The organism is Mesorhizobium huakuii (genome assembly GCF_030160235.1).
Lineage (GTDB): Bacteria > Pseudomonadota > Alphaproteobacteria > Rhizobiales > Rhizobiaceae > Mesorhizobium > Mesorhizobium huakuii.
Window position 1 is genome coordinate 26372 of sequence record NZ_BSNY01000051.1, and the last position, 21566, is coordinate 47937.

At 64.2% G+C, this 21566-nt stretch carries 21 protein-coding genes and 1 tRNA gene; 4 read left to right on the top strand and 18 right to left on the bottom strand.

The window, feature by feature from the left end; all coding sequences use genetic code 11:
- Nucleotides 1–9: 9 nt before the first annotated feature.
- The 5 genes from QQK95_RS25770 to rsfS all read right to left on the bottom strand — a co-directional run bounded on the left by QQK95_RS25770 (nt 10) and on the right by rsfS (nt 5238).
- Complete coding sequence (locus QQK95_RS25770) at nt 10–1191, bottom strand: divergent polysaccharide deacetylase family protein (RefSeq protein WP_284277215.1); 1182 nt, start codon at nt 1189–1191, stop codon at nt 10–12.
- Nucleotides 1192–1384: 193 nt separating this feature from the next.
- Entirely contained in the window at nt 1385–2716 is a 1332-nt protein-coding gene (locus tag QQK95_RS25775) for a S41 family peptidase (protein WP_284277216.1), read from the bottom strand.
- A 1-nt stretch (nt 2717) separates the two neighbouring features.
- Entirely contained in the window at nt 2718–4088 is a 1371-nt protein-coding gene (locus tag QQK95_RS25780) for a murein hydrolase activator EnvC family protein (protein ID WP_284277217.1), read from the bottom strand.
- Between the two features lie 206 nt (nt 4089–4294).
- Nucleotides 4295–4777 carry a 23S rRNA (pseudouridine(1915)-N(3))-methyltransferase RlmH gene (gene rlmH, locus QQK95_RS25785; protein ID WP_284277218.1) on the bottom strand — a complete coding sequence of 161 codons (483 nt, stop codon included), beginning with the start codon at nt 4775–4777 and terminating at the stop codon, nt 4295–4297.
- Between the two features lie 83 nt (nt 4778–4860).
- Entirely contained in the window at nt 4861–5238 is a 378-nt protein-coding gene (gene rsfS, locus QQK95_RS25790; protein ID WP_010912111.1) for a ribosome silencing factor, read from the bottom strand.
- A 242-nt stretch (nt 5239–5480) separates the two neighbouring features.
- Between rsfS and QQK95_RS25795 the strand changes: the two genes are divergently transcribed.
- Nucleotides 5481–6332 (top strand): mechanosensitive ion channel family protein, encoded by an 852-nt coding sequence (locus QQK95_RS25795; RefSeq protein WP_284277219.1) that lies wholly within the window; start codon nt 5481–5483, stop codon nt 6330–6332.
- 19 nt (nt 6333–6351) lie between these two features.
- Here QQK95_RS25795 and QQK95_RS25800 read toward each other — a convergent pair whose 3' ends face one another.
- The 5 genes from QQK95_RS25800 to obgE all read right to left on the bottom strand — a co-directional run bounded on the left by QQK95_RS25800 (nt 6352) and on the right by obgE (nt 11862).
- Entirely contained in the window at nt 6352–7644 is a 1293-nt protein-coding gene (locus QQK95_RS25800; protein WP_284277220.1) for an MFS transporter, read from the bottom strand.
- Between the two features lie 95 nt (nt 7645–7739).
- Entirely contained in the window at nt 7740–8327 is a 588-nt protein-coding gene (locus QQK95_RS25805; protein WP_407660626.1) for a nicotinate-nucleotide adenylyltransferase, read from the bottom strand.
- Between the two features lie 72 nt (nt 8328–8399).
- The gene (locus tag QQK95_RS25810) at nt 8400–9686 is read right to left on the bottom strand and encodes a glutamate-5-semialdehyde dehydrogenase (protein WP_284277222.1); all 1287 of its coding nucleotides are present in this window, start codon (nt 9684–9686) and stop codon (nt 8400–8402) included.
- Between the two features lie 3 nt (nt 9687–9689).
- Nucleotides 9690–10826: a glutamate 5-kinase gene (gene proB / locus QQK95_RS25815; RefSeq protein ID WP_284277223.1), complete on the bottom strand. Its 1137-nt coding sequence runs from the start codon at nt 10824–10826 to the stop codon at nt 9690–9692.
- A 4-nt stretch (nt 10827–10830) separates the two neighbouring features.
- On the bottom strand, nt 10831–11862 hold the full coding sequence (obgE, locus tag QQK95_RS25820) for a GTPase ObgE (RefSeq protein ID WP_284277224.1): 1032 nt from the start codon (nt 11860–11862) through the stop codon (nt 10831–10833).
- A gap of 132 nt (nt 11863–11994) precedes the next feature.
- Here obgE and QQK95_RS25825 point away from each other — a divergent pair, with 132 nt between their 5' ends.
- On the top strand, nt 11995–12864 hold the full coding sequence (locus tag QQK95_RS25825) for an endonuclease/exonuclease/phosphatase family protein (RefSeq protein ID WP_284277225.1): 870 nt from the start codon (nt 11995–11997) through the stop codon (nt 12862–12864).
- Between the two features lie 7 nt (nt 12865–12871).
- Here QQK95_RS25825 and QQK95_RS25830 read toward each other — a convergent pair whose 3' ends face one another.
- The 4 genes from QQK95_RS25830 to QQK95_RS25845 all read right to left on the bottom strand — a co-directional run bounded on the left by QQK95_RS25830 (nt 12872) and on the right by QQK95_RS25845 (nt 15170).
- Complete coding sequence (locus QQK95_RS25830) at nt 12872–13405, bottom strand: GNAT family N-acetyltransferase (protein WP_284277226.1); 534 nt, start codon at nt 13403–13405, stop codon at nt 12872–12874.
- A 21-nt stretch (nt 13406–13426) separates the two neighbouring features.
- The gene (locus tag QQK95_RS25835; protein ID WP_019861830.1) at nt 13427–14014 is read right to left on the bottom strand and encodes a GNAT family N-acetyltransferase; all 588 of its coding nucleotides are present in this window, start codon (nt 14012–14014) and stop codon (nt 13427–13429) included.
- Between the two features lie 116 nt (nt 14015–14130).
- On the bottom strand, nt 14131–14400 hold the full coding sequence (gene rpmA / locus QQK95_RS25840; RefSeq protein ID WP_010912120.1) for a 50S ribosomal protein L27: 270 nt from the start codon (nt 14398–14400) through the stop codon (nt 14131–14133).
- A gap of 98 nt (nt 14401–14498) precedes the next feature.
- Complete coding sequence (locus tag QQK95_RS25845; RefSeq protein ID WP_284277227.1) at nt 14499–15170, bottom strand: 50S ribosomal protein L21; 672 nt, start codon at nt 15168–15170, stop codon at nt 14499–14501.
- A 181-nt stretch (nt 15171–15351) separates the two neighbouring features.
- On the opposite strand from QQK95_RS25845, the gene QQK95_RS25850 reads away from it, so the two are divergent.
- Entirely contained in the window at nt 15352–15582 is a 231-nt protein-coding gene (locus tag QQK95_RS25850) for a hypothetical protein (RefSeq protein ID WP_284277228.1), read from the top strand.
- A 4-nt stretch (nt 15583–15586) separates the two neighbouring features.
- A tRNA-Ser gene (locus QQK95_RS25855) sits at nt 15587–15676 on the top strand.
- A gap of 22 nt (nt 15677–15698) precedes the next feature.
- On the opposite strand, the gene QQK95_RS25860 is transcribed toward QQK95_RS25855, so the two are convergent.
- From QQK95_RS25860 to QQK95_RS25875, 4 genes are all read right to left on the bottom strand, one after another.
- Nucleotides 15699–16370: a DapH/DapD/GlmU-related protein gene (locus tag QQK95_RS25860; RefSeq protein WP_284277229.1), complete on the bottom strand. Its 672-nt coding sequence runs from the start codon at nt 16368–16370 to the stop codon at nt 15699–15701.
- Nucleotides 16367–17692, bottom strand: coding sequence for a glycosyltransferase family protein (locus QQK95_RS25865; RefSeq protein ID WP_284277230.1), 1326 nt, complete (start codon nt 17690–17692; stop codon nt 16367–16369). The genes QQK95_RS25860 and QQK95_RS25865 overlap by 4 nt, the downstream gene beginning before the upstream one ends.
- A 322-nt stretch (nt 17693–18014) precedes the next feature.
- Entirely contained in the window at nt 18015–19850 is a 1836-nt protein-coding gene (gene recQ / locus QQK95_RS25870; RefSeq protein WP_284277231.1) for a DNA helicase RecQ, read from the bottom strand.
- The gene (locus tag QQK95_RS25875; protein ID WP_284277232.1) at nt 19847–21493 is read right to left on the bottom strand and encodes a sulfotransferase; all 1647 of its coding nucleotides are present in this window, start codon (nt 21491–21493) and stop codon (nt 19847–19849) included. Before QQK95_RS25875 ends, recQ begins: the two co-directional genes overlap by 4 nt.
- Nucleotides 21494–21566: the final 73 nt, after the last annotated feature.

A 21566-nucleotide genomic window follows, 5' to 3' on the forward strand; every position in this document is an offset into this window, starting at 1 on the left:
TTACGATGGCTAGCCCTTTTGCGGATCGATCGCCACCGCTGAAATCGGCACGATCTCGATGCCGCGCTTCTTGGCCTCGGCAATCCAGGATGAGACGATCTCGACCGTGAGATCAAAGGCCGAGCCGATGCCGACGGCAGTGCCCTTGGCCCGCGCCGTGGCTTCGAGACTGTCGAGTTTTTTCAGGATGGCGCCGCGATCCTGCACCGCGTCGATCGCCGTGTCGCCGGCGACGAAGGGCACGCCGTCCTTCAGCGCCAGGTCTGGCGCCAGGCTGCGCGCCGACGAGCCGTCGTCTATATAGGCAAGCCCCCGTTTGCCGAGTTCGGCCATGAACGGCTCCATCGCCGCCGGGTCGGCGGAGAAACGCGCGCCCATATAGTTCATGACACCGGTATAGTTCGTCGTCCGCGACAGCGCCCAGTGCAGATTCTTGAGGTTCTCCTCCGCGCTCGCCGCCACGGTCAGCGTGTTGCGGCCGGGGTTGACGTTGGGGTAGTCGAACGGTTCGAGCGGCACCTGCATGACGATCTCGTGGCCGCCCTGCCGGGCGGCCTGCATCCAGCGGCCGATGCTGTTGCCTTGCGGCGCGAAGGCCAGCGTCACTTCAGGAGGCAGCTTGGCGATCGCTGCCTGGGTGCCGGTCTGCGAGACGGCCAGCCCGCCGATGACGATCGCCACCCGCGCCCCGCGCGCGCCAGACCACGGCCGTGCATAGACATCGAACGGCCGCCTTCCATCGGCGGAGCGTATCGGCAAGGGCCCGGTGTCGCTGGCTTCAATCAGCGCCTTGTCGGGAAGATGCGCGATCTTCAGGTTCTGCCCGATGCTAGACGGATCGCGGATGACGATGGCGGCCTGCGGCGGACCATCGCCCTCCTCCTTCTGCACATGGATGATCTGGGGGCCACCGGTCTTTGACGGCGTTTCGACCTTTGGCGCCGCGACCGGGGCAAGAGGGGGTGGCGCGGCGGCGGGCGCGGCCGCAGCCGTCACTTTCGGCGTCGAAACGGCGACCTCTTGCGGCTTGCGAAACGGCTTTTCCCGGAGCGCGATCGCGGCCGAGACGCCAACCACCGCCAGCACGACGACGCTTGCTGCGACAATGCCCGCGCTGACCTTGCCGGCAGCGCGCGGCGCCCGGACGGTCTGTCCAAGCGGGCGTTCGATGTCCTTGCCGATGTCAGCCAAGCCCTGTCCCCGGAGCGCATGGTTGCGAAGGCGACCCCTTCGGCGACATGCGCGCATTCATCAACCTTGGCGCACCCCTGGCGCCGCATCCGGAGGCCTGGTCTTGCCTCCCCGAATCAAACTGCCGGAACCTTTCGGTCCCGGCAGCATCGCATTGCTTCGTTCGGGCGGCCAGACCTGGCCGACCAAACCGTTACTGGTTGAGCACGGCCTTTTCCGGATTGGGCGGAAAGGCCGGATCGGTCTTTTCGCCGCGCAGCAGCTGCTCGGCAAAGATCAGCTGCAGATCGTCCTTCGGATCCGGCGGCACATAGGCTGCCGAGCCCGAGCCGGTCTTGCTCTCGTCGGCGCCCTTGATGTGGCCCTTGAGATCGGACTCACCGCGCGTCAGGTCCCTGCCCTGCAGTTCCGGCGGCAGCGGCTGGTCGACCTTGATGTCGGGCGTGATGCCCTTGCCCTGGATCGACTTGCCCGACGGCGTGTAATAGAGCGCCGTCGTCAGCCGCAGCGCGCCATTCTCGCCGAGCGGAATGATGGTCTGCACCGAACCCTTGCCGAAGGACTGCGTGCCCACCACCGTGACGCGACGCAGATCCTGCAAGGCGCCGGCGACGATTTCGGACGCACTGGCCGAGCCGCCATTGACGAGCACGATCATCGGCTTGCCGTTGATGTCGTCGGTCTGCTTCGGCTTGGCGTCGAAGCGGGTGACGTCCTTCGGATCGCGGCCGCGCGTCGAGACGATCTCGCCGCGCTTCAGGAAGGCGTCGGACACGCTCACTGCCTGGTCGAGCAGGCCACCCGGATTGAGGCGCAGGTCGAGCACATAGCCCTTGAGCTTGTCGTCCGGCACCTGCTTCTTGATGGTGTCGATGGCGTTCTCGAGGTCGTCATAGGTCTTTTCGGTGAAGGAGGTGATCTTCATGTAGCCGATGTCGTTCTCGACCCGGAACTTGACCGCCTTGACCTTGATGATGTCGCGCACCACCGTCAGTTCGATCGGCTTGTCGGCGCCCTGGCGCAGGATGGTGAGCTTGATCGGCGTGTTGACCAGGCCGCGCATCTTGTCGACCGCGTCGTTGAGCGTCAGGCCGCGAACCTCTTCACCGTCGATCTTGGCGATGTAGTCGCCGGCCAGCACGCCGGCCTTGGCAGCGGGCGTATCGTCGATCGGCGTGATCACCTTGACCAGGTCGTTCTCCATGGTGACCTCGATGCCGAGGCCGCCGAACTCGCCCTTGGTCTGCACGCGCATGTCCTGCGCCTGTTCGGCATTCATGTAGGAGGAGTGCGGATCGAGAGAGGAAAGCATGCCGTTGATGGCGTTCTCGACCAGCGACTTGTCGTCGGGCGGCGTGACATATTGTGCCCGCACCCGCTCGAAGATGTCGCCGAAGATCGCCAGCTGCTTGTAGGTCTCCGATCCCGCAGCGTTCGCCGAGGAGCCAGGAGCACCATAGACAAGGCTCATGGCGGATGCGCCCATCAGCGCACCGGCAAACAGAAGCGACAGTTTCCGCATCATTTCACGTCCTTCCAGAAAAACGGTCCGCCCACCATGGGGCCGGATCGACGGGTTTTCCATCCTTGCGGAACTCGACGTAGAGTTCCGGCGTGGCATTTCCATTCTTCGAAACCGAGGTGCTTGCCACCCGGGCTTCTCCCATCGCACCGACCGGCTCTCCTGCGAGCACTGACTGGCCAGTCACGACGCTGATTCTGCTCATCCCCGCCAGAACGACATGATAACCGTCGCCGGCATTGAGGATCAAGAGTTGACCATAAGAGCGAAACGGCCCCGCATAAAGCACATTCCCATCCGCCGGAGCGGTGACGATGGCTCCCGATTGTGTCGCAAGCATGTCACCAAGCATCACCGCGCCGTTACCGTCGTCCGCGCCAAACCGGCGTTTGATGCGGCCGGTGACCGGTAGGGCGATCTGCCCCTGCAGCGCCGAGAAGGGGGCCGTCGCGGTGAGCCGGTTGCCTTCGGGAACCGGCAGTGACGCCAGCGATGCCGTTTTGTCGCCGCCATCGCTTCCATCACTGGTCTGAACGTCACCCGGCTGGCTCGCGGCCGCTGCCTTTGCGGCATCCGCGGCCTTGCGGGCCTTGTCGGCTTGCGCTTCGAGCGAGGCGATCAGCTCCTTCAGGCTGGAGGCCTTGGCCGCCAACTGTTCGGAACGCTGCTGTTCGGCAGCCATTTGCGCCTGTGTATCGTTCTCCAGCTTCTGCTTGGCTTCCAGCAGCATGCCGAGCCGCTTCTTTTCCGCCACCTGCTCGCCGACCGCTTCCGTCAGCCGCGCCCGCTCGGCCTCGATCGAGGCCGTCACCCGGGTCTGCTCCTTGAGGTCGGCCAGCAGGCTGTCGGTCTGCTGGCGCAATTCCGGCACCACGGCGCCGAGCAGGATGGCGCTGCGCACCGACGACAGCGCGTCCTCCGGCTTGACCAGGATCGCCGGCGGCGGGTTGAGCCCCATGCGCTGCAGCGCGCCCAGAACTTCGGCCAGCACGTCGCGCCGCGCCACGAGCGAGGCGCGGATTTTCTGCTGCTGGTCCTTCAGCCCTTCCAGCTTGGCGCCGATATCCTCGATATCCTGGCCGAGCTTCTGCTCGGTCATCGCCGACTGGATCAGCGCGGCGGTGATCGAGGCATGGTCCTTCTTGACCGCGGCAATATCGGCGGCGAGCTTGGCAAGCCGTTCCGACGAAAGCGTTATTTCCTTGGAAACCTGCTCGTATTCGGCGCGGCTCTGGTCCGGATCAGGCGCCATGTCGAGCGTATTTTCGGCCCAGGCGCCATGGAACGACAGGAGCACAGCCGCCACCGCGATGCCGCAGCGCGCGCGCCAGGAGCCCCCTGTTGGACCCGGTGTCGATTTCCAGCCTTCAGACATTCGCGATCTATACTATCCGCGGCTTCGTTAACGAATCATCAACCATGTTTGACGACCCCGCCCCCGAATGGATGTTGGCCAAAGTGGTCCCCGCTCTGGGCATGGACATGCATCAAAACCACAGATTCTGAATCTAGCTCGGCATTGGGGCGAAAATCCGGGCAAAGGGCGACGAATCACCGCTGGCGGCAACTCTAGCGGCAGGCTCACGCGCGATGATAGGGGTGGCCGGAAAGGATCGTCGCCACCCTGTAGAGCTGCTCCCCCAGCATCACCCGCACCAGCTGATGCGGCCAGGTCAGCGCTCCGAACGACAGCACCAGGTCGGCCTGGTCGCGCAGCGGCGGATCATGGCCGTCGGCGCCGCCTATGGCCAGCACCAGCGCCTTGCGCCCGCCATCGCGCAACTGTCCGATACGATTGGCTAAATCCTGCGAGGAAAGGCTCTTGCCGCGCTCGTCGAGCAGGATCAGCGCCGTGCCCGGCTGCAGCAGCGCCTGCAGTCGCGCGCCCTCGTCGCGCTGGCGCTCGGCAGCGCTCTGCGAGCGGCCCTCGGCGATCTCGGTAATCCCGGCGAATTCGAGCCCGACCCCCGGCCCGCTCTTGGCGAAGCGCTCGAAATAGCGGTCGGCCAACTCCCGCTCGGGGCCGGCTTTCATTCGGCCCACGGCATGAACTGAAATCTTCATCCTCGCCTCTATAAGCCGCTAATGCATGTCACCCAAAAGTGGGAAGCGGTTTGGGCAATGACATGCATCAAAACAAAGGCGGCTTAGTGGAGGGTCTCTTCCTCGAGATCCGGCGCCTGCCACATCTTTTCGAGATTGTAGAATTCGCGGACTTCGGGGCGGAAGACATGGACGATGATGTCGCCCGAATCGATCAGGACCCAGTCGGCGCCTGACAGCCCCTCCACGCGCGCCGTGCCGAGGCCGGCATCCTTGAGCGCCTTGAGGAGATGGTCGGCGACAGCCGAGACATGACGGTGCGATCGGCCCGACGCGACGACCATGTAGTCGCCGAGGCTCGATTTCCCCTGAATGTCGATTGAGACGATATTTTCGGCCTTGGAGTCTTCCAGACTGGCAAGGACTGTGTTGATGGCGCGGGACACGGCGTCGTTTACGCTGATCCCGGCCGGCGAAGGCACGATGTCGGCCTTCTTCCGCAGTGCTGTTCTCAGTGTATTTCCTTTCGCAGCAAGAACAACCAAATCACCCCCAAAAGCAGGTGACACCACTTAGATAGGCAGAGTTCCCTGACAGTTTCAAGACGCAGCCGCAACTCACGCGAACTCGCCGGTTGCCCGGTTGTTCCATGCGAGAAGCAAAAAGATCGGAACCCAGCCGTCGCGCAGCGGTTATCGGCTGACCGACCAACCGGAATCCCGCCATGCCGATCGACCCGCAAAACACCCTTCTCACCGTCCAGGCCGGCCTGGCGCAGCTCAGTACGCTGATCGTCTCCTATTCCTTCTCGGCCATCGGCGCCATCATCCTTCTGGTGGTCGGCTACATCGTCGCCGGCCTCGCCGAGCGCTCGATTTTTGCCGGCCTCGGCCATATCCATGGTTTCGACGCGACGCTGCGGCATTTCTTTTCCAAGATCGTCCGCTACGCCATCCTGATCCTGGTCGTCATCATGGTGCTCGGCCAGTTTGGCGTGCAGACCGCCTCGATCATCGCCGCGATCGGCGCCATCGGCCTTGCCATCGGCCTGGCGCTGCAAGGCACGCTGCAGAACATCGCCGCCGGCATCATGTTGCTGGCGCTGCGGCCGTTTCGCATAGGCGAATCCGTCGAGGTCGGCGCCATTTCAGGTTCGATCGAGGAGATCGGCCTGTTCGCCACCAGGCTCAGGACCGCCGACGGCGTCTACATACTGGCGCCCAATTCGACGCTGTGGAACCAGCCGGTGCGCAATTTTTCGCGCAACGGCGTACGCCGCGCCGACATCAGCTTGAGCATCGGTTCGTGGAACGACATCGACGGCGCCCAGAAGACATTGCTTGCCATTGCCGGCGCCGAGAAGCGCATCCGTCGCGAGCCGGCGCCGGTCGCCTTCGTGGCCAGCCTCGGCGATACGACCGTCTCGCTTACCTTGCGCTATTGGACCGCGGCGGCCGACTACTTTTCCACGAACATCGACATGACGAAGCGCGCAAAGCAGGCTTTCGACGCGGAGGGCATCTCCATCCCGCTGCCGCCGCCGGAAGCGCCGGCGCCGGAGGCCCGCAAGCAGTAAGCAGTTGCGGAAATGCTTCTCAGTCCTTGGCCCGGCCTGCGGGCTCGTCCGGCGCATAGGCGAGTTCCACCGGCAGGGGCGCCTGCGCCGTCATCGGTGCGAAGCTGCCGGTCTCGGTGGCCGCCTGCGTGGTGAACACGCGCAACAGCACGAAGAGGCAGAAGGCGCAGGCGATGACGACAGCCACATAGATGAAGGCCTGGGTGCCGAAGACCGCCGACAGCGCCGTCACGATACCCGGCACCACAAAGCCGGCCAGAGACCAGGCGAACAACAGCGAACTGGACAGTGCCACCATGTCGTCCTTGCCGGCGCGGTCGGCGGCATGCGCGCTGGACAGCGAATAGATCGATTCCGAGGCGCCGTCCCACAAGACATAAATCACCAGCAGCGCCGGCAGCGCACCGCCGTCGAAACCCAGCGCCAACATGCCGGCCAGCGCGGCAAGCGCGGACGCCCCGATCAGCACATAGCGGCGATCGGTGCGGTCGGAAATCCAGCCGAAGGGAAGCTGCAGGATCAGCGTGCCAAGCGGCATCACCGAAAGCAGCAATGCCACATCGGCCTGGCTATAGCCCTTGGCCGTGGCATGGATCGGCGCGAAACCGGAAATCGACATCGACAGGCCGCCGACCGCCAGCATGCCGGCAACGCCGACCGGCGAAATCCGCCAGGCCCGGCGCAGCGCCACCGAAGCGGCCTGCGGCGCCGGCGGCTGCGCCAGCCGTGTCATGCCGACCGGCAGGATCGACAGGGCGGTGAAGGCGATGCCGATCAAGGGCGCGTCCGCGGTCTTGATGTCGACCAGCGCCAGCGTCGCATAGCCGACGCCGAGCCCGGCGACATAGGCGACGTAGAAAAAGGCCATCACCCGGCCGCGTATGGCGTTGGCCACGGCATCGTTCAGCCAGCTCTGCGCGACGATGAACAGGCCGCATATGGCGAAGCCGTAGAGTGCGCGCGCACCGATCCACAGCAGGGGATGCGGGCCGGCGCCGATGGCCGCGTTGGAAAGCGCGATCAGCGCCGACAGCACCATGAAGGCGCGGGCATGGCCGACCCTGCGCACCAGCGGCCCGGTCAGGATGCAGCCGGCAAGACCGCCCGCCGAAAGCCCGGTGACGATCAGTCCCGCCCAGGTCGGATCGAAGCCCTCGACGCCGAGCCGCACCGGGATGTAGGCAAACATCAGCCCGTTGCCGATGGCGATCAGCGCCATCGACACGATGACGCTGGCGATCGCGATCAGCGGTGTCGGCGCGCTGCCGTGCTCCGGCTCGACTGCGGGTTGGGTCTTGGTTTGAATTGCCATGTCAGGTCAGCATCGCCGATCCGCCGGGCAAGCGCCGCTGTAAAAACGACATGACCGGGCGGCCGAAACATCGGCTCTTCCCCTGGCGAGAGGCCCTACCCCTTGGCCATTTTGCGGATCGCGCTCGACGACAGCGACGAGCGCGGGCCATGGATGAAGGTCCAGGCCGGCGCCTGCATGCGGGCGAGCAGCGGCGCGTCGCCTTCGTCGATGCGGGCATAGTCGAAGGTCTTGGCGACGACCGACGACAGGAACGACAGCGTCGCGCCCGGCCGGTCGATGACCGCGATGGGGAACGTCAGCACGATCTCGCGCCAGCGCTGCCAGCGATGGAAATCGCGCAGACTGTCGGCACCCATGATCCAGACAAAATCGACGCCGGGATTGCGCGCCTTGACCAGCGCCAGCGTGTCGGCGGTGTAGCGCACATGATGCGCCGCCTCGAAGGCGGTGACCTTGATCTTCGGGTTTCTGGCGATCCGCTCCGAAAGTTGCAACCGCTCGGCCAGGGGCGCCAATTCCCTGGTGCTCTTCAGCGGATTGCCCGGCGTCACCATCCACCAAAGCTGGTCGAGCCCCAGGCGCCTCAGCGCAATCTCGGCGACCAGCGCGTGGCCGGCATGCGGGGGATTGAACGAACCGCCGAACAGGCCGACGGCAAGGCCTTTTTCGGCATGCGGCATCTTCAGGTAACGGGAGGGGACCGCCGGTTCGGAAGATGCCAGCATCGCCTCACGCTCTAGCGACAAAAAGCGTCAAGGCCTCACCTGTCCCGACCCGCGCACGCGATATTTGAACGAGGTCAGCTGCTCGACGCCGACCGGGCCGCGCGCATGCATCTTGCCGGTGGCGATGCCGATCTCGGCGCCCATGCCGAACTCGCCGCCATCGGCGAATTGCGTCGAGGCATTGTGCAGCAGGATCGCCGAATCGATCTCGTTGAAGAACCGTTCCACGGCCTTCGCGTCCTCGGCGATGATCGCCTCGGTGTGATGCGAGGAGAAGGTCTCGATATGCTCGATCGCGCCATCGATGCCGTCGACCAGCTTCACCGCGATGATGGCGTCGAGATATTCGGTCACCCAGTCGGCATCGGTCGCCGGCCTGGCGTCGAAAAACATCTTCAGCACCTCTTGATCGGCGTGGATCTCGCAGCCGGCGGCGCGGAGCGCGTCGAGGATCGGCACCAGATGCGTGGATGCCACCGCACGGTCGACCAGCAGCGTTTCGGCGGCGCCGCAGACCCCGGTGCGCCGCATCTTGGCGTTGACGGCGATCTTCACCGCCATGGCCAGATCGGCGGAGCGGTCGATATAGAGATGGCAGATGCCTTCGAGATGGGCAAAGACCGGCACCCGCGCCTCGCTCTGCACCCGCCCGACCAGGCTTTTGCCGCCGCGCGGGATGATGACGTCGAGCGCACCACCTAGCCCCTTCAGCATCTCGCCGACAGCGGCGCGGTCGGTGGTCGGCACCAGCTGGATGGCGTCTTCCGGCAGGCCGGCGACCTTCAGGCCTTCGACCAGGCAGGCATGGATGGCGGCGGACGAATTGAGCGAATCCGAGCCGCCGCGCAGGATCACCGGATTGCCGGCCTTGAGGCAGAGCGCGCCGGCATCCGCCGTCACGTTCGGCCGGCTCTCATAGATGACGCCGACGACGCCGAGCGGCGTACGCACGCGCTCGATTCGCAAGCCGTTCGGCCGCGCCCATGCGGCGATCACGTCGCCGACCGGATCCTTGAGTTCAGCGATTTCGCGGATGCCGTCGGCCATCGCGCGGATGCGCGCCGGATCGAGCTTCAGCCGGTCCATGAAGGAGGCGGACAGCCCTGACTCCTCGCCATTCGAGACATCGATGGCATTGGCTTCGAGAATGTCCTGCTGGCGGGCGACGATCGCGTCCGCCATGGCAAGGAGCGCGGCATTCTTCGCAGCGGTGGTCGCGATGGCCAGCGGTCGGGCAGCGGCGCGGGCGCGGCGGCCAATATCGGCCATCAGCGCCACGGTGTCGTCTCCGGATTTTTCATGCAGCTTAAGCATGGCTCATCCTCCGCTTATGTCGCCTCCCGCGTGACTCACCACGAGGTCATCGCGGTGGATCATCGCCGAACGCGCTTCGTAGCCGAGCACGGTTTCGATCTCGGCCGTCTTCAGGCCTGCGATCCTTACGGCATCGGCGGCATCATAGGCAACCAGCCCGCGCGCGATCTCGCGGCCGTCGGGCGACAGGATCGCCACCGTATCGCCACGCGAGAAATTGCCGCTGACCAGCTGGACGCCGGCCGGCAGCAGCGATTTGCCCGATGCGAGCGCACCGACGGCGCCGGCGTCGACCGTCAGCCGGCCGGCCGGTTCGAGCTGGCCGGCGATCCAGGTCTTGTAGCCCTTGACCGGATTGGCGCTCGGCCGGAAGAAGGTGGCGCGCTCGCCGCGCTCGATCGCCATCAGCGGCGACAGCCGCGTGCCCGAGGTGATGATCATCGCCGTGCCGGCGGCGGTGGCGATCTTGCCGGCATCGAGCTTGGTGCGCATGCCGCCGCGCGACAGTTCGGAGGCGGCAGCCCCCGCCATCGCCTCGATGTCAGGCGTGATGCGGTCGACCACCGGAATGAACCTGGCTTGCGGGTCGCGCGCCGGCGGCGCCGTATAGAGCCCGTCAATGTCGGAGAGCAGCACCAGAAGGTCAGCGCCCATCATGGTGGCGACGCGCGCGGCCAGCCGGTCATTGTCGCCGTAGCGGATTTCGGAGGTGGCGACGGTATCGTTCTCATTGATGACCGGCACCGCCTTCATCTTGAGCAGCGTCGAGATCGTCGCGCGGGCATTGAGATAGCGGCGGCGCTCCTCGGTATCGCCGAGGGTCAGAAGAATTTGGCCTGACTTCAGCGCGCCCCTGCCGAGCGCATCCGACCAGGCGCCGGCGAGCGCGATCTGCCCGACGGCTGCCGCCGCCTGGCTTTCCTCGAGCTTCAGCGCCCGCTTGCCAAGGCCAAGGATGGTGCGGCCAAGCGCGATGGCGCCGGAGGAGACGACGAGGATTTCGGCGCCGCCCTCGGCCAGCACCGCGATGTCGTCGGCGAGCGAGTCCAGCCAGTCGCGCTTCAGGCCGCTTGTGCGGTCGACGAGCAGCGCCGAGCCGATCTTGACGGTGATGCGCCGGTATTTCTTCAGCGACTGCATGGCCTTACTTTTCCCAGCGCGTCTCGACCACGGGCGCGGCCTCCGCGCGCGCCTCGGCAATCACCGTCATCAGCGCCCGCAGAACGGCCTCCACGCCTTCGCCGGTGACGGCGGACAGAAGCATCGGCGCCCGGCCGGCGGCGCGCTTCAGCGAGGCGACCTTCTTCTTGCGTTCATTGGCATCGAGCGTGTCGACCTGGCTGAGCGCCAGGATCTCGGCCTTTTCGGTCAGGCCGTGGCCATAGGCCTCAAGTTCGGCGCGCACGGTCTTGTAGGCCTTGGCCGGGTTTTCCTCCTGCGCCGAAACCAGGTGCAGCAGAACGCGCGTGCGCTCGACATGGCCGAGGAAACGGTCGCCAATGCCGACGCCCTCATGCGCGCCTTCGATGAGGCCCGGAATGTCGGCGATGACGAATTCGCGCGCATCGATGCGCGCGACGCCGAGGCCGGGATGCAGCGTCGTGAACGGATAATCGGCGATCTTCGGCTTGGCCGCGGTGACCGCCGCCAGGAAAGTCGACTTGCCGGCATTGGGCAGCCCGACCAGCCCGGCATCGGCGATCAGCTTCAACCGCAGCCAGATGTTGAGCTCTTCGCCGGGAAGGCCGGGATTGGCGCGGCGCGGCGCCTGGTTGGTCGAGGTCTTGAAATGCTGGTTGCCGAACCCGCCATTGCCGCCCTTGGCGAGCAGGAAACGCTGGCCGACTACGGTGAGGTCGCAGATCAGCGTCTCATTGTCTTCCTCGAACACCTGAGTTCCGGCCGGCACTTTCAGCGTGACGTCGGCGCCCTTGGCGCCGGTCATGTTGCGGCCCATGCCATGGACGCCGGTCTTGGCCTTGAAATGCTGCTGGTAGCGATAGTCGATCAGGGTGTTCAGTCCGTCGACCGCTTCCAGCCAGACATCGCCGCCGCGGCCGCCATCGCCGCCATCCGGCCCGCCGAACTCGATGAATTTCTCGCGCCGGAACGACACCGAACCGGCGCCCCCGTCACCGGAGCGGACATAGACCTTGGCTTGATCGAGAAATTTCATGGGATTGCAGTTTCTTTTATTGGCCTTGCGGCATTGCTCTAAACCTTGGGCCTTGCTCTAAACCAAGGCGCGGTCAAGGGCGAGACCGTTTTGTGACAATGGCCGCTTGGGGTCGGCCGGAGACATGTTGCTATGAAGCTTGTAACCTACAACATCCAGTACGGCATCGGTCTTGATGAGCAATACGACATCGCGCGCATGGCCGACACGGTGCGCGGCGCCGATGTGATCGCGCTGCAGGAGGTTACCCGCAACAATCCCAGGAACGGCGGGCGCGACATGGTCGCCGAGATCGGCGAGGCGCTGCCAGACTATTTCGCCGTCTATGGCAGCAATTTCGAGGCCAATATCGGCTCGCGCATCGAGAACGGCCGCGCCATCACCACCACCTTCCAGCTCGGCAACATGATGCTGTCGAAGACGCCCATTCATCTGTCGCGCAACCTGCTTTTGCCGCGCAGCCGCAGCTTCGAGATGATGAACTTCCAGCGCGGCGCGCTGGAGGCACTGATCGAGACGCCGCTTGGCTTCATCCGCTTCTATTCCATCCATCTCGATCATCGCAGCCCGGTCGAACGCACCAGCCAGATCCAGTTCCTGCGCCGGCGCCTCTTGAACTATGCGCTCGAAGGCGGCGCGCTGTCCGGCGTCGCCGAGATCGGCCTGCCGGAATTGCCGCATCCCGAGGCCTTTGTGGCCATGGGCGACTTCAACATGCTGGCCGGCTCGCCCGAATATGTCGAACTCGCCGGCCGGCCGGACCACCAGTTCGGCATGCCGCTGACCGCCGACTTCGCCGTCGACGCCGCCGTGCGCCTCAACCTCACCGGCGACGATCTCGCCAGCTGGGTCGACCCCAAGGACCCGGCAAACACCAGCCGCCACAAGCGCATCGACTACGTCTTCACCAGCGCCTCGCTTGCCCGATCGCTGCAGCGCCTGTGGGTCGACCACAAGGCGGCCGGTTCGGACCATCTGCCGGTGTGGGCCGAACTGGGCTGACGGCTCTTCATCGGGCTGCGTTTTCGCGTTCGACGATCGCCATCATGATCGTATCGCCGTATTGCCCGTCGATACGGATAGCGTCGCGCTGCACACCCTCCCGGACAAACCCGACCTTGTCGTAAAGAGCGATGGCGCGGGCATTGTCGGCATGTACGAACAGCTCGACGCGGACAAAGCCCACCTTGCGCGCCTGCGCCAGGGTCGCATTGATAAGCCGCAGTCCGAGGCCACGCCCGCGATGGGAAGCAACGATCCCCATTCCGAGGCTGCCGCGATGGGCATGGATGAGCCGGTCATGTCGTGAGATATCGCACCAGCCGACAACCTCGCCACGCACAATCGCGACGAAGCCTGGATCGCTTGCCGCGATCCGGTCCAACACGAATCGCCGGGTTTGATCCAGCGGCGGCGCCTCGAGGAAGGACAGATACTTCCGCTCACGCGCAACGAGATCAAGCGCGCGATGAAAGCTTTCGATGTGACCCGGCGTTATCGGCGCGATCGCGATCGTTTCAATATCGTTGCCGTCATCGACCATTGGCTTGCCCGGCGCCATCCATCAAAAATGCACCCAGTTGCGCAGGCTGATCCACGTCTTCCTGTCGAGCCTGTAGCGCTCGACCGGCACCTGGCCCGCGACGATCGAGTTCAGCATGCCCTGGCCGGCATACTGGAAGCCGCACTTGTGGATCACCCGGCGCGACGCCGGATTGATGACCCTTGTCGAGGCATGCAGCACCTGGACCGACGTCTTCTGGAAAGCGAGGTCGACCAGCGCGTGGGCGGCTTCCGTCGCATAGCCGCGCTTCCAGTAGGGTTCGCCGATCCAGTAGCCGAGCTCCAGCCCGCGATCGGTGGTGTTCAAGCCAGCGCAGCCGACGAACGTGTCGGTGCCGGCCAGCGTCAAGGCATAGGCGATGCCGGCGCGGCGCGACCGTGTCATGGCCAGGAAGGCCCGCGCCTCGGCCTCGCCATAGGGGTGGGGCATGCGCGCCAGCATTTCGGCGACATGACGGTTGTCGGCAAGCTCGACCAGTTGCGCGATGTCGCTCTCGCGCGGCGCCCGCATCACCAGCCGCTCGGTGACCAGCACCGGGCAGTCTATCGCGTAACTTTCGTCTTCTGAGTCTTCCGCTTCGGCAACCATTTTAGTCCTCCAGGCAAGAAAAAGGGGAGATGGAAACCCATCTCCCCTGATCCTTTTCCTGGCGTTGCCAGACACCGGTTCCCGAGATGGGCGCCGGTGTTCTAGTGCGGAACCGGCTACTCCGCGGCTTTGGTAATCGGGTTGACCGATACGTAGGTTCGGCCGTTGGCTTTTTTGTTGAAGGTGACTGCGCCGGATTCGAGCGCAAAAAGCGTGTGGTCCGTGCCCATGCCGACATTGACGCCGGGATGCCAGGTGGTGCCGCGTTGACGAATGATGATGTTGCCCGGGATGACGGCTTCGCCGCCGAACTTCTTCACGCCCAGACGCTTGGAATGCGAGTCGCGACCGTTGCGCGACGAGCCGCCAGCTTTCTTGTGTGCCATCTAACTAACTCCGTTGCGCCGCAAGGCGCCTAAAAGGCCTTATGAACGCGTTCGCGTTCCGTTTCAAGTCCGATCCGGCGGATGTTTCGCCGGAAAAATTACTTCTTCGCCAGTTCCTTGGCCTGTTCGCGCCAGTCCTTGATCTGGTCGGCGCTGAACGGCATGTGCTCGTCGATCTTGGCGACATCCTTGTCGGTCAGCTTGGCGAGCTGCGCGAAGGTGATGATGCCCTGCTCGTTGAGATCCTTGGCGGCGACCGGGCCGATGCCCTTGATCACGGTCAGGTCGTCCGGCTCGCCCTTCGGCGCCTTGAACAGCGGCGCGGCGGCGGTTTCGGCCGTCGCTTCTGCCTTGGGGGCGGCTTCCTTCTTGGCCTTGGCCTCCTTCGGAGCGGCCTCGGCGGCAACCTCGGCCTTGGCTTCCGCCTTGACGGCGGCCTTCTTGGCCGGCTTGGCGCCACCCAGCAGGATCTCGGCGATCCGCACGGTGGTCAAAAGCTGGCGATGGCCGATCTTGCGGCGCGAATTCTGACGGCGGCGCTTCTTGAAAGCGATGACCGTGCGGTTCTTGCCCTGCTCGACGACTTCGGCGGTGACCAGAGCGCCATCGACGAACGGCGCGCCGAAGGTGACATTCTCGCCCTCGCCATGCGCGAGCACGTGGCCGATCTCGACGATATCGCCGACATTGGCTTCGACTTTTTCGATCTTCAGGAGATCGTTGGCGGCAACGCGATACTGCTTACCGCCCGTTTTAATGACTGCGAACATTTTTTGCCTTTCGCTGTTCGGTCGGCCTCGATGAACCGCCTGAGGCGGTTCGGCCGTCTTTTTGTCAGTCTGCGGGTTCAAAAAACAAGCGGCGCGGAAGAACCCTCCACGCCGATTGCGCGCTGTCCCTAACCGAAGGTTGCGTGGGAGTCAAGGCAAAGGCCATTGCCGGGACAGTTCATTGGCCGGCAAGACCGGGCATGTCGACATGACCGCCCGGCGTTGCCGTCTCCTGGCGGCGAGGATGAGCGGCCGGCCCATGAAACGGCATGGGTTCGACGGCAAAGACCTGCCCTGTTTCAGCCGCTTGTCCGGCAGGCCGGATGACAAGCCAAATATCGGTGGATTTGGCCTTGTAACCTGCCCGTTCAGCCGTTATCTAGTGCGCCGCGCCGGCAACGGCCGACCATGACCGCGGAGAGGTGGCAGAGTGGTCGAATGCACCGCACTCGAAATGCGGCATGGGTGCAAGCCCATCGGGGGTTCGAATCCCTCCCTCTCCGCCATTTTCATCCATCTCTCGTCACACTAGACGGCGGATGCCGGGGTTCCGCGAACTGTCATGCCGGGCGGGACGCTGCGAGTGACCACCGAGGCGGCTCCCACCGTTGCGCCGGGACCAATCTCCACGCCGGGCATCAATTGGGCGGCGCTGCCGATGCGGGCTCCTGCCCGGACGACAACGGGGCCGGCCGGCGTCTTTCCCTTGGCACTGAATGTGGTGGCGAGCGCGACGACGTAGGGGCCGATGGCGCAGTTGCTTTCGATAATCGTCCCTGCCGGAAATCCACAGAACCCTTGAATTCTCGTGCCCTCCCCGATGACGCATCTGCTTCCCACGCTACTGGAGAAACCGACGCTGCTTTTCTCCCCGAGACGGGCGCCTTCGCGGATCAGGGCATGGTCCCCGATATAAGCGTCGGGGCCGGTTATCGCTCCGGAACAGACGATGGCGTAGGCGCCAACGATGGTTCTCTCGCCGATTTCGGTCGGCTGCTGAACCGTCGGCTGGGCGACCGAACCGGGATTCGATTGGCTTGGCCTGCCTATTATGGCGCCATGCTCGATACGCGCCCCGCGCCCCAATCGGGTGCCTGGGTAGAGAACCACATAGGCGCCGATGGAAACATCGTCCGCGATTTCGACATCGTCCGCGCACATGAGGTAAGGCGCGCGATCGGATTTCTTCAACTCGTTCATCCTATGAGCCTTCGATACTGCCTGCGGATCAGGCGCTTTATCTTCGCCGCGACCACGCGACGCTTGATCTGGGACATGCGGATCCGCTCACCCGGTTTTTCCATGATGCTTTCGGACAATTTGCCCTGATCCACCTGGAGTTCCTGCTCGACTTTAGCTGCCAGTCGACGCCGAAATTCGTTTCGCTCTTCCCCGGCCGTCGCGATCTTGAGTTCCGTTGCCAGCTGTTCGATCACATGGCGATAGCGTTCGTTCCTGTCACGAAGTCGGCTGACCTCGTCCTCGGCCCGTTTGGCGCGCTCGGCCACCGGTCCAAATGCGATCCGGGCAGACAGCAACTTGGATTCCGATCTCCAGTTCGATTCCACCAATCGCGAAAGCTCGAGTTTTGGCGTGGTCCGGCTTGCCGTCGGCTTTGCCAGGTCCGAACACAGGTCGATCATCTGCTGCGCATGGATTCGCGCGTGATGATGCATCATCACCAGTTTCCTGTTGGCCAATCCCATCAGGGGGTCATAGGCACCTAGATCGGTGACCAGTTGGGCAGGATCAAAAGGGCGGGACAGGGCGAGCCCCGCGAACGCGTCGGCCTCCATCGCATCATAGACCTGCGGGGTCACCCATCCATCCGTCCCAAAGACGTCGTACACGTAGGCGGGTCGGCCGCACGACATGGCATCCAGGACCGCCCGCGCCTTCCCCACGACAATATCGGCTTCTGCTATCGCTTGAACTATGTCCACGGAATTGGTGCCGGAAGGGTTGCCGATCTGGGTGAACTCAAGCCCGGCGCCACCCCACGCCTCCATCAGAAGGCGCTTTGGGTCACCTTGCAGATAATTTCCCAGCAAAAGGGCCTTCCTTGGCTGTTTACGCGCCGCGCCGCGGGGCGCCAGCCTGTCGACATCGATCGGCTGGCGAAAGCGAACGATCCGATGCTTCGTGGCCAGGGCACGAAGCCGGTTTTCAAATCGCTCGCTCATCACGACAACGGCGCCGACCACGCCAGGAACGGCTGGAGGCGTCTGCAGTTCGAAAAGCGGACTATGGCAGATGAAAGCGTGAGGAACCTCCGGCCACTTGGCCGACATCTCATAAGCGACAACGCCGTCCTGGCTGAGCACGACATCGGGCTTTGGCAGTTCGAGATCCGTTGCAATCCTGATCTCGCGTTCCCTTGCCACCTCGGCCATCATTCCAGGCGACTTCACGTAGATCGTGATGTCGTGGCCAAGCCTCAGGAACTGTTCGGCAATCGTTATTGCATAGGTCTCGCTGCCGCCGACACTACCGAACTGATACGTTCCTAGAACTATTCTCACAGGTGGATCCTGGCACGACTTTTCGGCACCGAGCGGGTTCGGCTGGCACCGCCGCTTACCGGCAAATGATGTGAGCTGCGACAATTCGATTGAGTGAGAGCGGATACACCCGTCATCGTCATATCACCCCCCAAATCCAGCATGCGTATTTTAGCAAGACGTGTCAAAACCGGAGCCATATCCTCACTGCGAGCCGAGGCCGCTCTCTCGGCACCTTCGTTCCCGGATTCGCCGATCGGCTTCCTGTCCGCGGCGACGGCAGCCTTCTTCGGCGCGCTTCGCCGGCGCCGTGCTCACCTCGCCAGCGAATTGGTGAGGGATTTCAGGCCGATCCGTCGGACTGGTGCGCGGCAATCGCCTTCAGAAAAATCTCCCCGAACTCCTTGAGCTTCGCCCCGCCCACGCCATTGACTTCGGCAAAGGCATCGAGGTCGCGCGGACGGCGTTCGGCCATGTCGATCAGCGTGCGGTCGGAAAACACCACATAGGCCGGCACCTGGCGTTCCTTGGCCAGGCGCAGCCGCAGGGATTTGAGCGTGGCCAGCAGCGAGGCGTCGACGCCTTCGGCGTTGGCCGCCGAACCCTCCGCCCGCATCTTGCGCAAGGCGCGGCTGCGCATCTCGACACGGTAATGGAACGGGATCTCGCCACGGCCGAGCGCATGGCCTTTCTCGGCGATGGCGAGGCCGCCATGGCCGCTCGGGTCCGGCTCGAGGAAACCGCCGGCGACGAGCTGCCGGATCAGCGATTGCCAGAGATCCTTCTTGTGCGCCGCGCCGCTGCCGAAGCTGGCGAGCTTCTGGTGACCGCGGGCGAGGATCTTCTCGGTTTCATGGCCGAGCAGGATATCGATGACATGGGCGGCGCCGAAGCGCTCGCCGCTCTGCGCGACCGCGGCCAGGATGATACGCGCTTCCGCGCCACCATCGGCGCGCGGCACCTGCTCGAGGCAGTTGTCGCAATTGCCGCAAGCCTCGGCGTCCTCGCCGAAATAGCCGAGCAGCACCTGGCGGCGGCACTGCGCCGTCTCGCAATAGCCGATCAGCGTATCGAGCCGGCGATGCGCGCGCTTCTTGTGCTCGACCGCAGCATCCTCGTCGTCGATGAACAGCCGCCGCATGCGGATGTCGCCAAGCCCGTAAAGCATATGCGCTTCGGCCTTGCGCCCGTCACGCCCGGCACGGCCGATCTCCTGATAATAGGCCTCAAGGCTGCCCGGCATGTCGGTATGGAAGACATAGGCGACGTCTGGCTTGTCGATGCCCATGCCGAAGGCGATGGTCGCCACCATGACGACGCCGGACAGTGTCATGAAGGCGTTTTGGTTGGCCTCACGCGCGTCCTTGCTCATGCCGGCATGATAGGCGAGCGCGGTGACGCCGTTCTTCTCGAGGAAGGCCGCCATCTCTTCCGTCTTCTTGCGAGACAGGCAGTAGACGATGCCGCTCTTGCCGGGATGACGCTCGATGAAACGCAGCAATTGCCGCTTGCTGTCCTGTTTGGACTCTATCGCCAGCTTGATGTTGGGCCGGTCGAAACCCAGCACCAGCGTTTCGACCCGCTCGGCGAACAGCCGCGCCTCGATATCGCTGCGCGTGCTCTCGTCCGCCGTCGCCGTCACCGCGATGATCGGCACGTTGGGGAAGATGTGCCGCAACCGCGACAGATCCTCATACTCGGGCCGGAACGCCGGACCCCATTGCGAGATGCAATGCGCCTCGTCGATGGCGATCAGGCTGATTTCGAGCCTGGAAAGCGCCTCGAGCATGCGCTCGGTCATCAGCCGCTCCGGCGCCAGGTAGAGCAGCCGCGTCTGGCCTGATGCCACGCGTCGCCAGGCGGCGACATTGGCCTCGCGGTCGAGCGAGGAATTGATCGTATCGGCGCCAACGCCCGCCAGGCGCAAGGCGGCGACCTGGTCCTGCATCAGCGCCACCAGCGGCGACACGACCAGGGTGAGACCGCCCATGACCAGCGCCGGCACCTGATAGCAGAGCGACTTGCCCGCACCGGTCGGCATCACGGCCAGCACATGGCGGCCGCCGAGCAGCGCGTCCATGACATCGGCCTGGCCGGGGCGGAAATCGTCGAAGCCGAACACGTCCTTCAGGACGCGCCGCTTGGAATCCTCGGCCCTAATGCCGGTAGCCTGCGTCATTCAGCCAATTCCGTCGTCAATATGCCGGCCGAATTGTCATAGCCGAACTCCCGGCAGAAGCCGTCGACGCGCTCAAGGAACGGTGGCGGCAGCCCGCGCAGATAGGTCCTGAATGCTTCATTGCGCTCCCATTTTCTCAGCGAGGTGGACCTAATGGGGTTGTTTGCATCGCGGCTGAAGAGCGTAGCCGGCGTCAGGCCGAAGGATCGGGCAATCCTCGCCTGCACGATGTCCGGCTCGGCGATCATGTCCTCATAGCGCAAATAGGAGATGACTCTCTCCGGCTGGGCCTGTCGCAACCGCATCAAACCGTCGTACTCCGCCTCCCAGCGCTCCATGGTCACGTGAAAAGGCCGCAGAGCGACGGTCTCCGGATGAGAGCTGGTCAGCACATCGAAGGGATGCCGCACGCAATAGATCAGGCCGACCGAGGCCGGCAAGTCCTGGAGATCCCTATAGCTCACGAAAGTGCGTTTTACGACCAGGTTCGCTTGGTAGCGATCCAGTTCTATCAGTGTCTGGTACGGCGCTTCGCCGGCATGGACAAAGGTATCCTCAAAACAGCCCATCAGATTTAGACTGAGCGTAGTGCCGCTGCGCGCGCAGCCTGCGATGAAGATTCTATTTCGGGATCTCATTGCCGAAGGCAGCATTGGCGCCTTCCGTCGAAGGTACCAGAAAAACCGCCTCGCGCGGCGGCGCAACGTCGCAATCGGCTTCCGGGCCACCCCGGCCCGCACCTCGGAAAAGTCAAGCTCGGCCAGGGCAATCCCACTTTCTCCGGCGACCGCGTACAGCAGCCAGCTCCGATTATCCTGCTCGAAAACGGCCGGGTCGCGCAACGCGTTTTCCCTGCCCTTTGCCAGACCGAGCCGGCTGGGGCGGATCGGTAGGCCGGCCCCTTCGAACTCCATCCGCGGCCGCAGCACTTCACTGTCGCCGCGCACGATCCAGTCCCGCCACTCCTCGGCGAGATCGATCGTGCCGCAAAGGATCCGTTCCGGCACGTCGCCCCGACGCGTGTAGTAGACCCGCAGCCAGCGGCCGGATTTCTGCAGCGCGACATGCCGTGGGGCGAGATCGCGCCGCATGGCGGGTAGCACGACCGGACCGCGTTGGAAATCCGAAATGCCGCTTCTCGATCGGTATACGGTGATCGCGCCCGTCCCAAGCAAACCGTACCACCAGCCATCGTGACGGAAGACGCGCGCGTAGAACGGCCCGAGCGGCGCGGGAAGCGGCGTGAAATGCAGCCCATCGACGGATGTCGCGGCGAACGTCGTCTGGCCTTCGCCGGATTTTGCCGGGCCGTGAAAATACATCACGAAGTGGCGAAGCTTTTGGTCGACGTGAACATCGGGCGAGGCGATATGCCCGACGATGAATGGGCATTGATCGAGAGACAGCACACCGCCGGGGTGAATGCGCCAAGGCCCGTGCAGCGAATCGGAGTAGGCGAGGCGGATATAGGTCCCCATGTGGTGGGCAAAGTAGAGATAGTAGGCACCGAGCCGGCCGGGCACCCAGTCAGGCATGCTGATCAGCGATGGCCCGTTGATGTTGGCCCCGTCTTCGCCGGGCAGCATATCCGGCGTAATGACGGGACCGTGTCGCATGGCAGTGACACGAATTTGCGGAATCATGCGCACGCGCCCTTGGCGTAGATTTCAGCTTACCGCATTCGGTACAACGGCATGGATGCAAACGGAAGGTCGA

Coding starts and splice junctions, on each gene's coding strand:
- QQK95_RS25825 (WP_284277225.1), top strand. CDS start 11,995: ATGAAGCTTGTAACCTACAACATCCAGTACGGCATCGGTCTTGATGAG.
- QQK95_RS25830 (WP_284277226.1), bottom strand. CDS start 13,405: ATGGTCGATGACGGCAACGATATTGAAACGATCGCGATCGCGCCGATA.
- QQK95_RS25780 (WP_284277217.1), bottom strand. CDS start 4,088: ATGTCTGAAGGCTGGAAATCGACACCGGGTCCAACAGGGGGCTCCTGG.
- QQK95_RS25860 (WP_284277229.1), bottom strand. CDS start 16,370: ATGAACGAGTTGAAGAAATCCGATCGCGCGCCTTACCTCATGTGCGCG.
- QQK95_RS25875 (WP_284277232.1), bottom strand. CDS start 21,493: ATGATTCCGCAAATTCGTGTCACTGCCATGCGACACGGTCCCGTCATT.
- QQK95_RS25775 (WP_284277216.1), bottom strand. CDS start 2,716: ATGATGCGGAAACTGTCGCTTCTGTTTGCCGGTGCGCTGATGGGCGCA.
- QQK95_RS25805 (WP_407660626.1), bottom strand. CDS start 8,327: ATGCCGCATGCCGAAAAAGGCCTTGCCGTCGGCCTGTTCGGCGGTTCG.
- QQK95_RS25800 (WP_284277220.1), bottom strand. CDS start 7,644: ATGGCAATTCAAACCAAGACCCAACCCGCAGTCGAGCCGGAGCACGGC.
- QQK95_RS25845 (WP_284277227.1), bottom strand. CDS start 15,170: ATGTTCGCAGTCATTAAAACGGGCGGTAAGCAGTATCGCGTTGCCGCC.
- QQK95_RS25810 (WP_284277222.1), bottom strand. CDS start 9,686: ATGCTTAAGCTGCATGAAAAATCCGGAGACGACACCGTGGCGCTGATG.
- rlmH (WP_284277218.1), bottom strand. CDS start 4,777: ATGAAGATTTCAGTTCATGCCGTGGGCCGAATGAAAGCCGGCCCCGAG.
- recQ (WP_284277231.1), bottom strand. CDS start 19,850: ATGACGCAGGCTACCGGCATTAGGGCCGAGGATTCCAAGCGGCGCGTC.
- obgE (WP_284277224.1), bottom strand. CDS start 11,862: ATGAAATTTCTCGATCAAGCCAAGGTCTATGTCCGCTCCGGTGACGGG.
- proB (WP_284277223.1), bottom strand. CDS start 10,826: ATGCAGTCGCTGAAGAAATACCGGCGCATCACCGTCAAGATCGGCTCG.
- QQK95_RS25835 (WP_019861830.1), bottom strand. CDS start 14,014: ATGGTTGCCGAAGCGGAAGACTCAGAAGACGAAAGTTACGCGATAGAC.
- rpmA (WP_010912120.1), bottom strand. CDS start 14,400: ATGGCACACAAGAAAGCTGGCGGCTCGTCGCGCAACGGTCGCGACTCG.
- QQK95_RS25795 (WP_284277219.1), top strand. CDS start 5,481: ATGCCGATCGACCCGCAAAACACCCTTCTCACCGTCCAGGCCGGCCTG.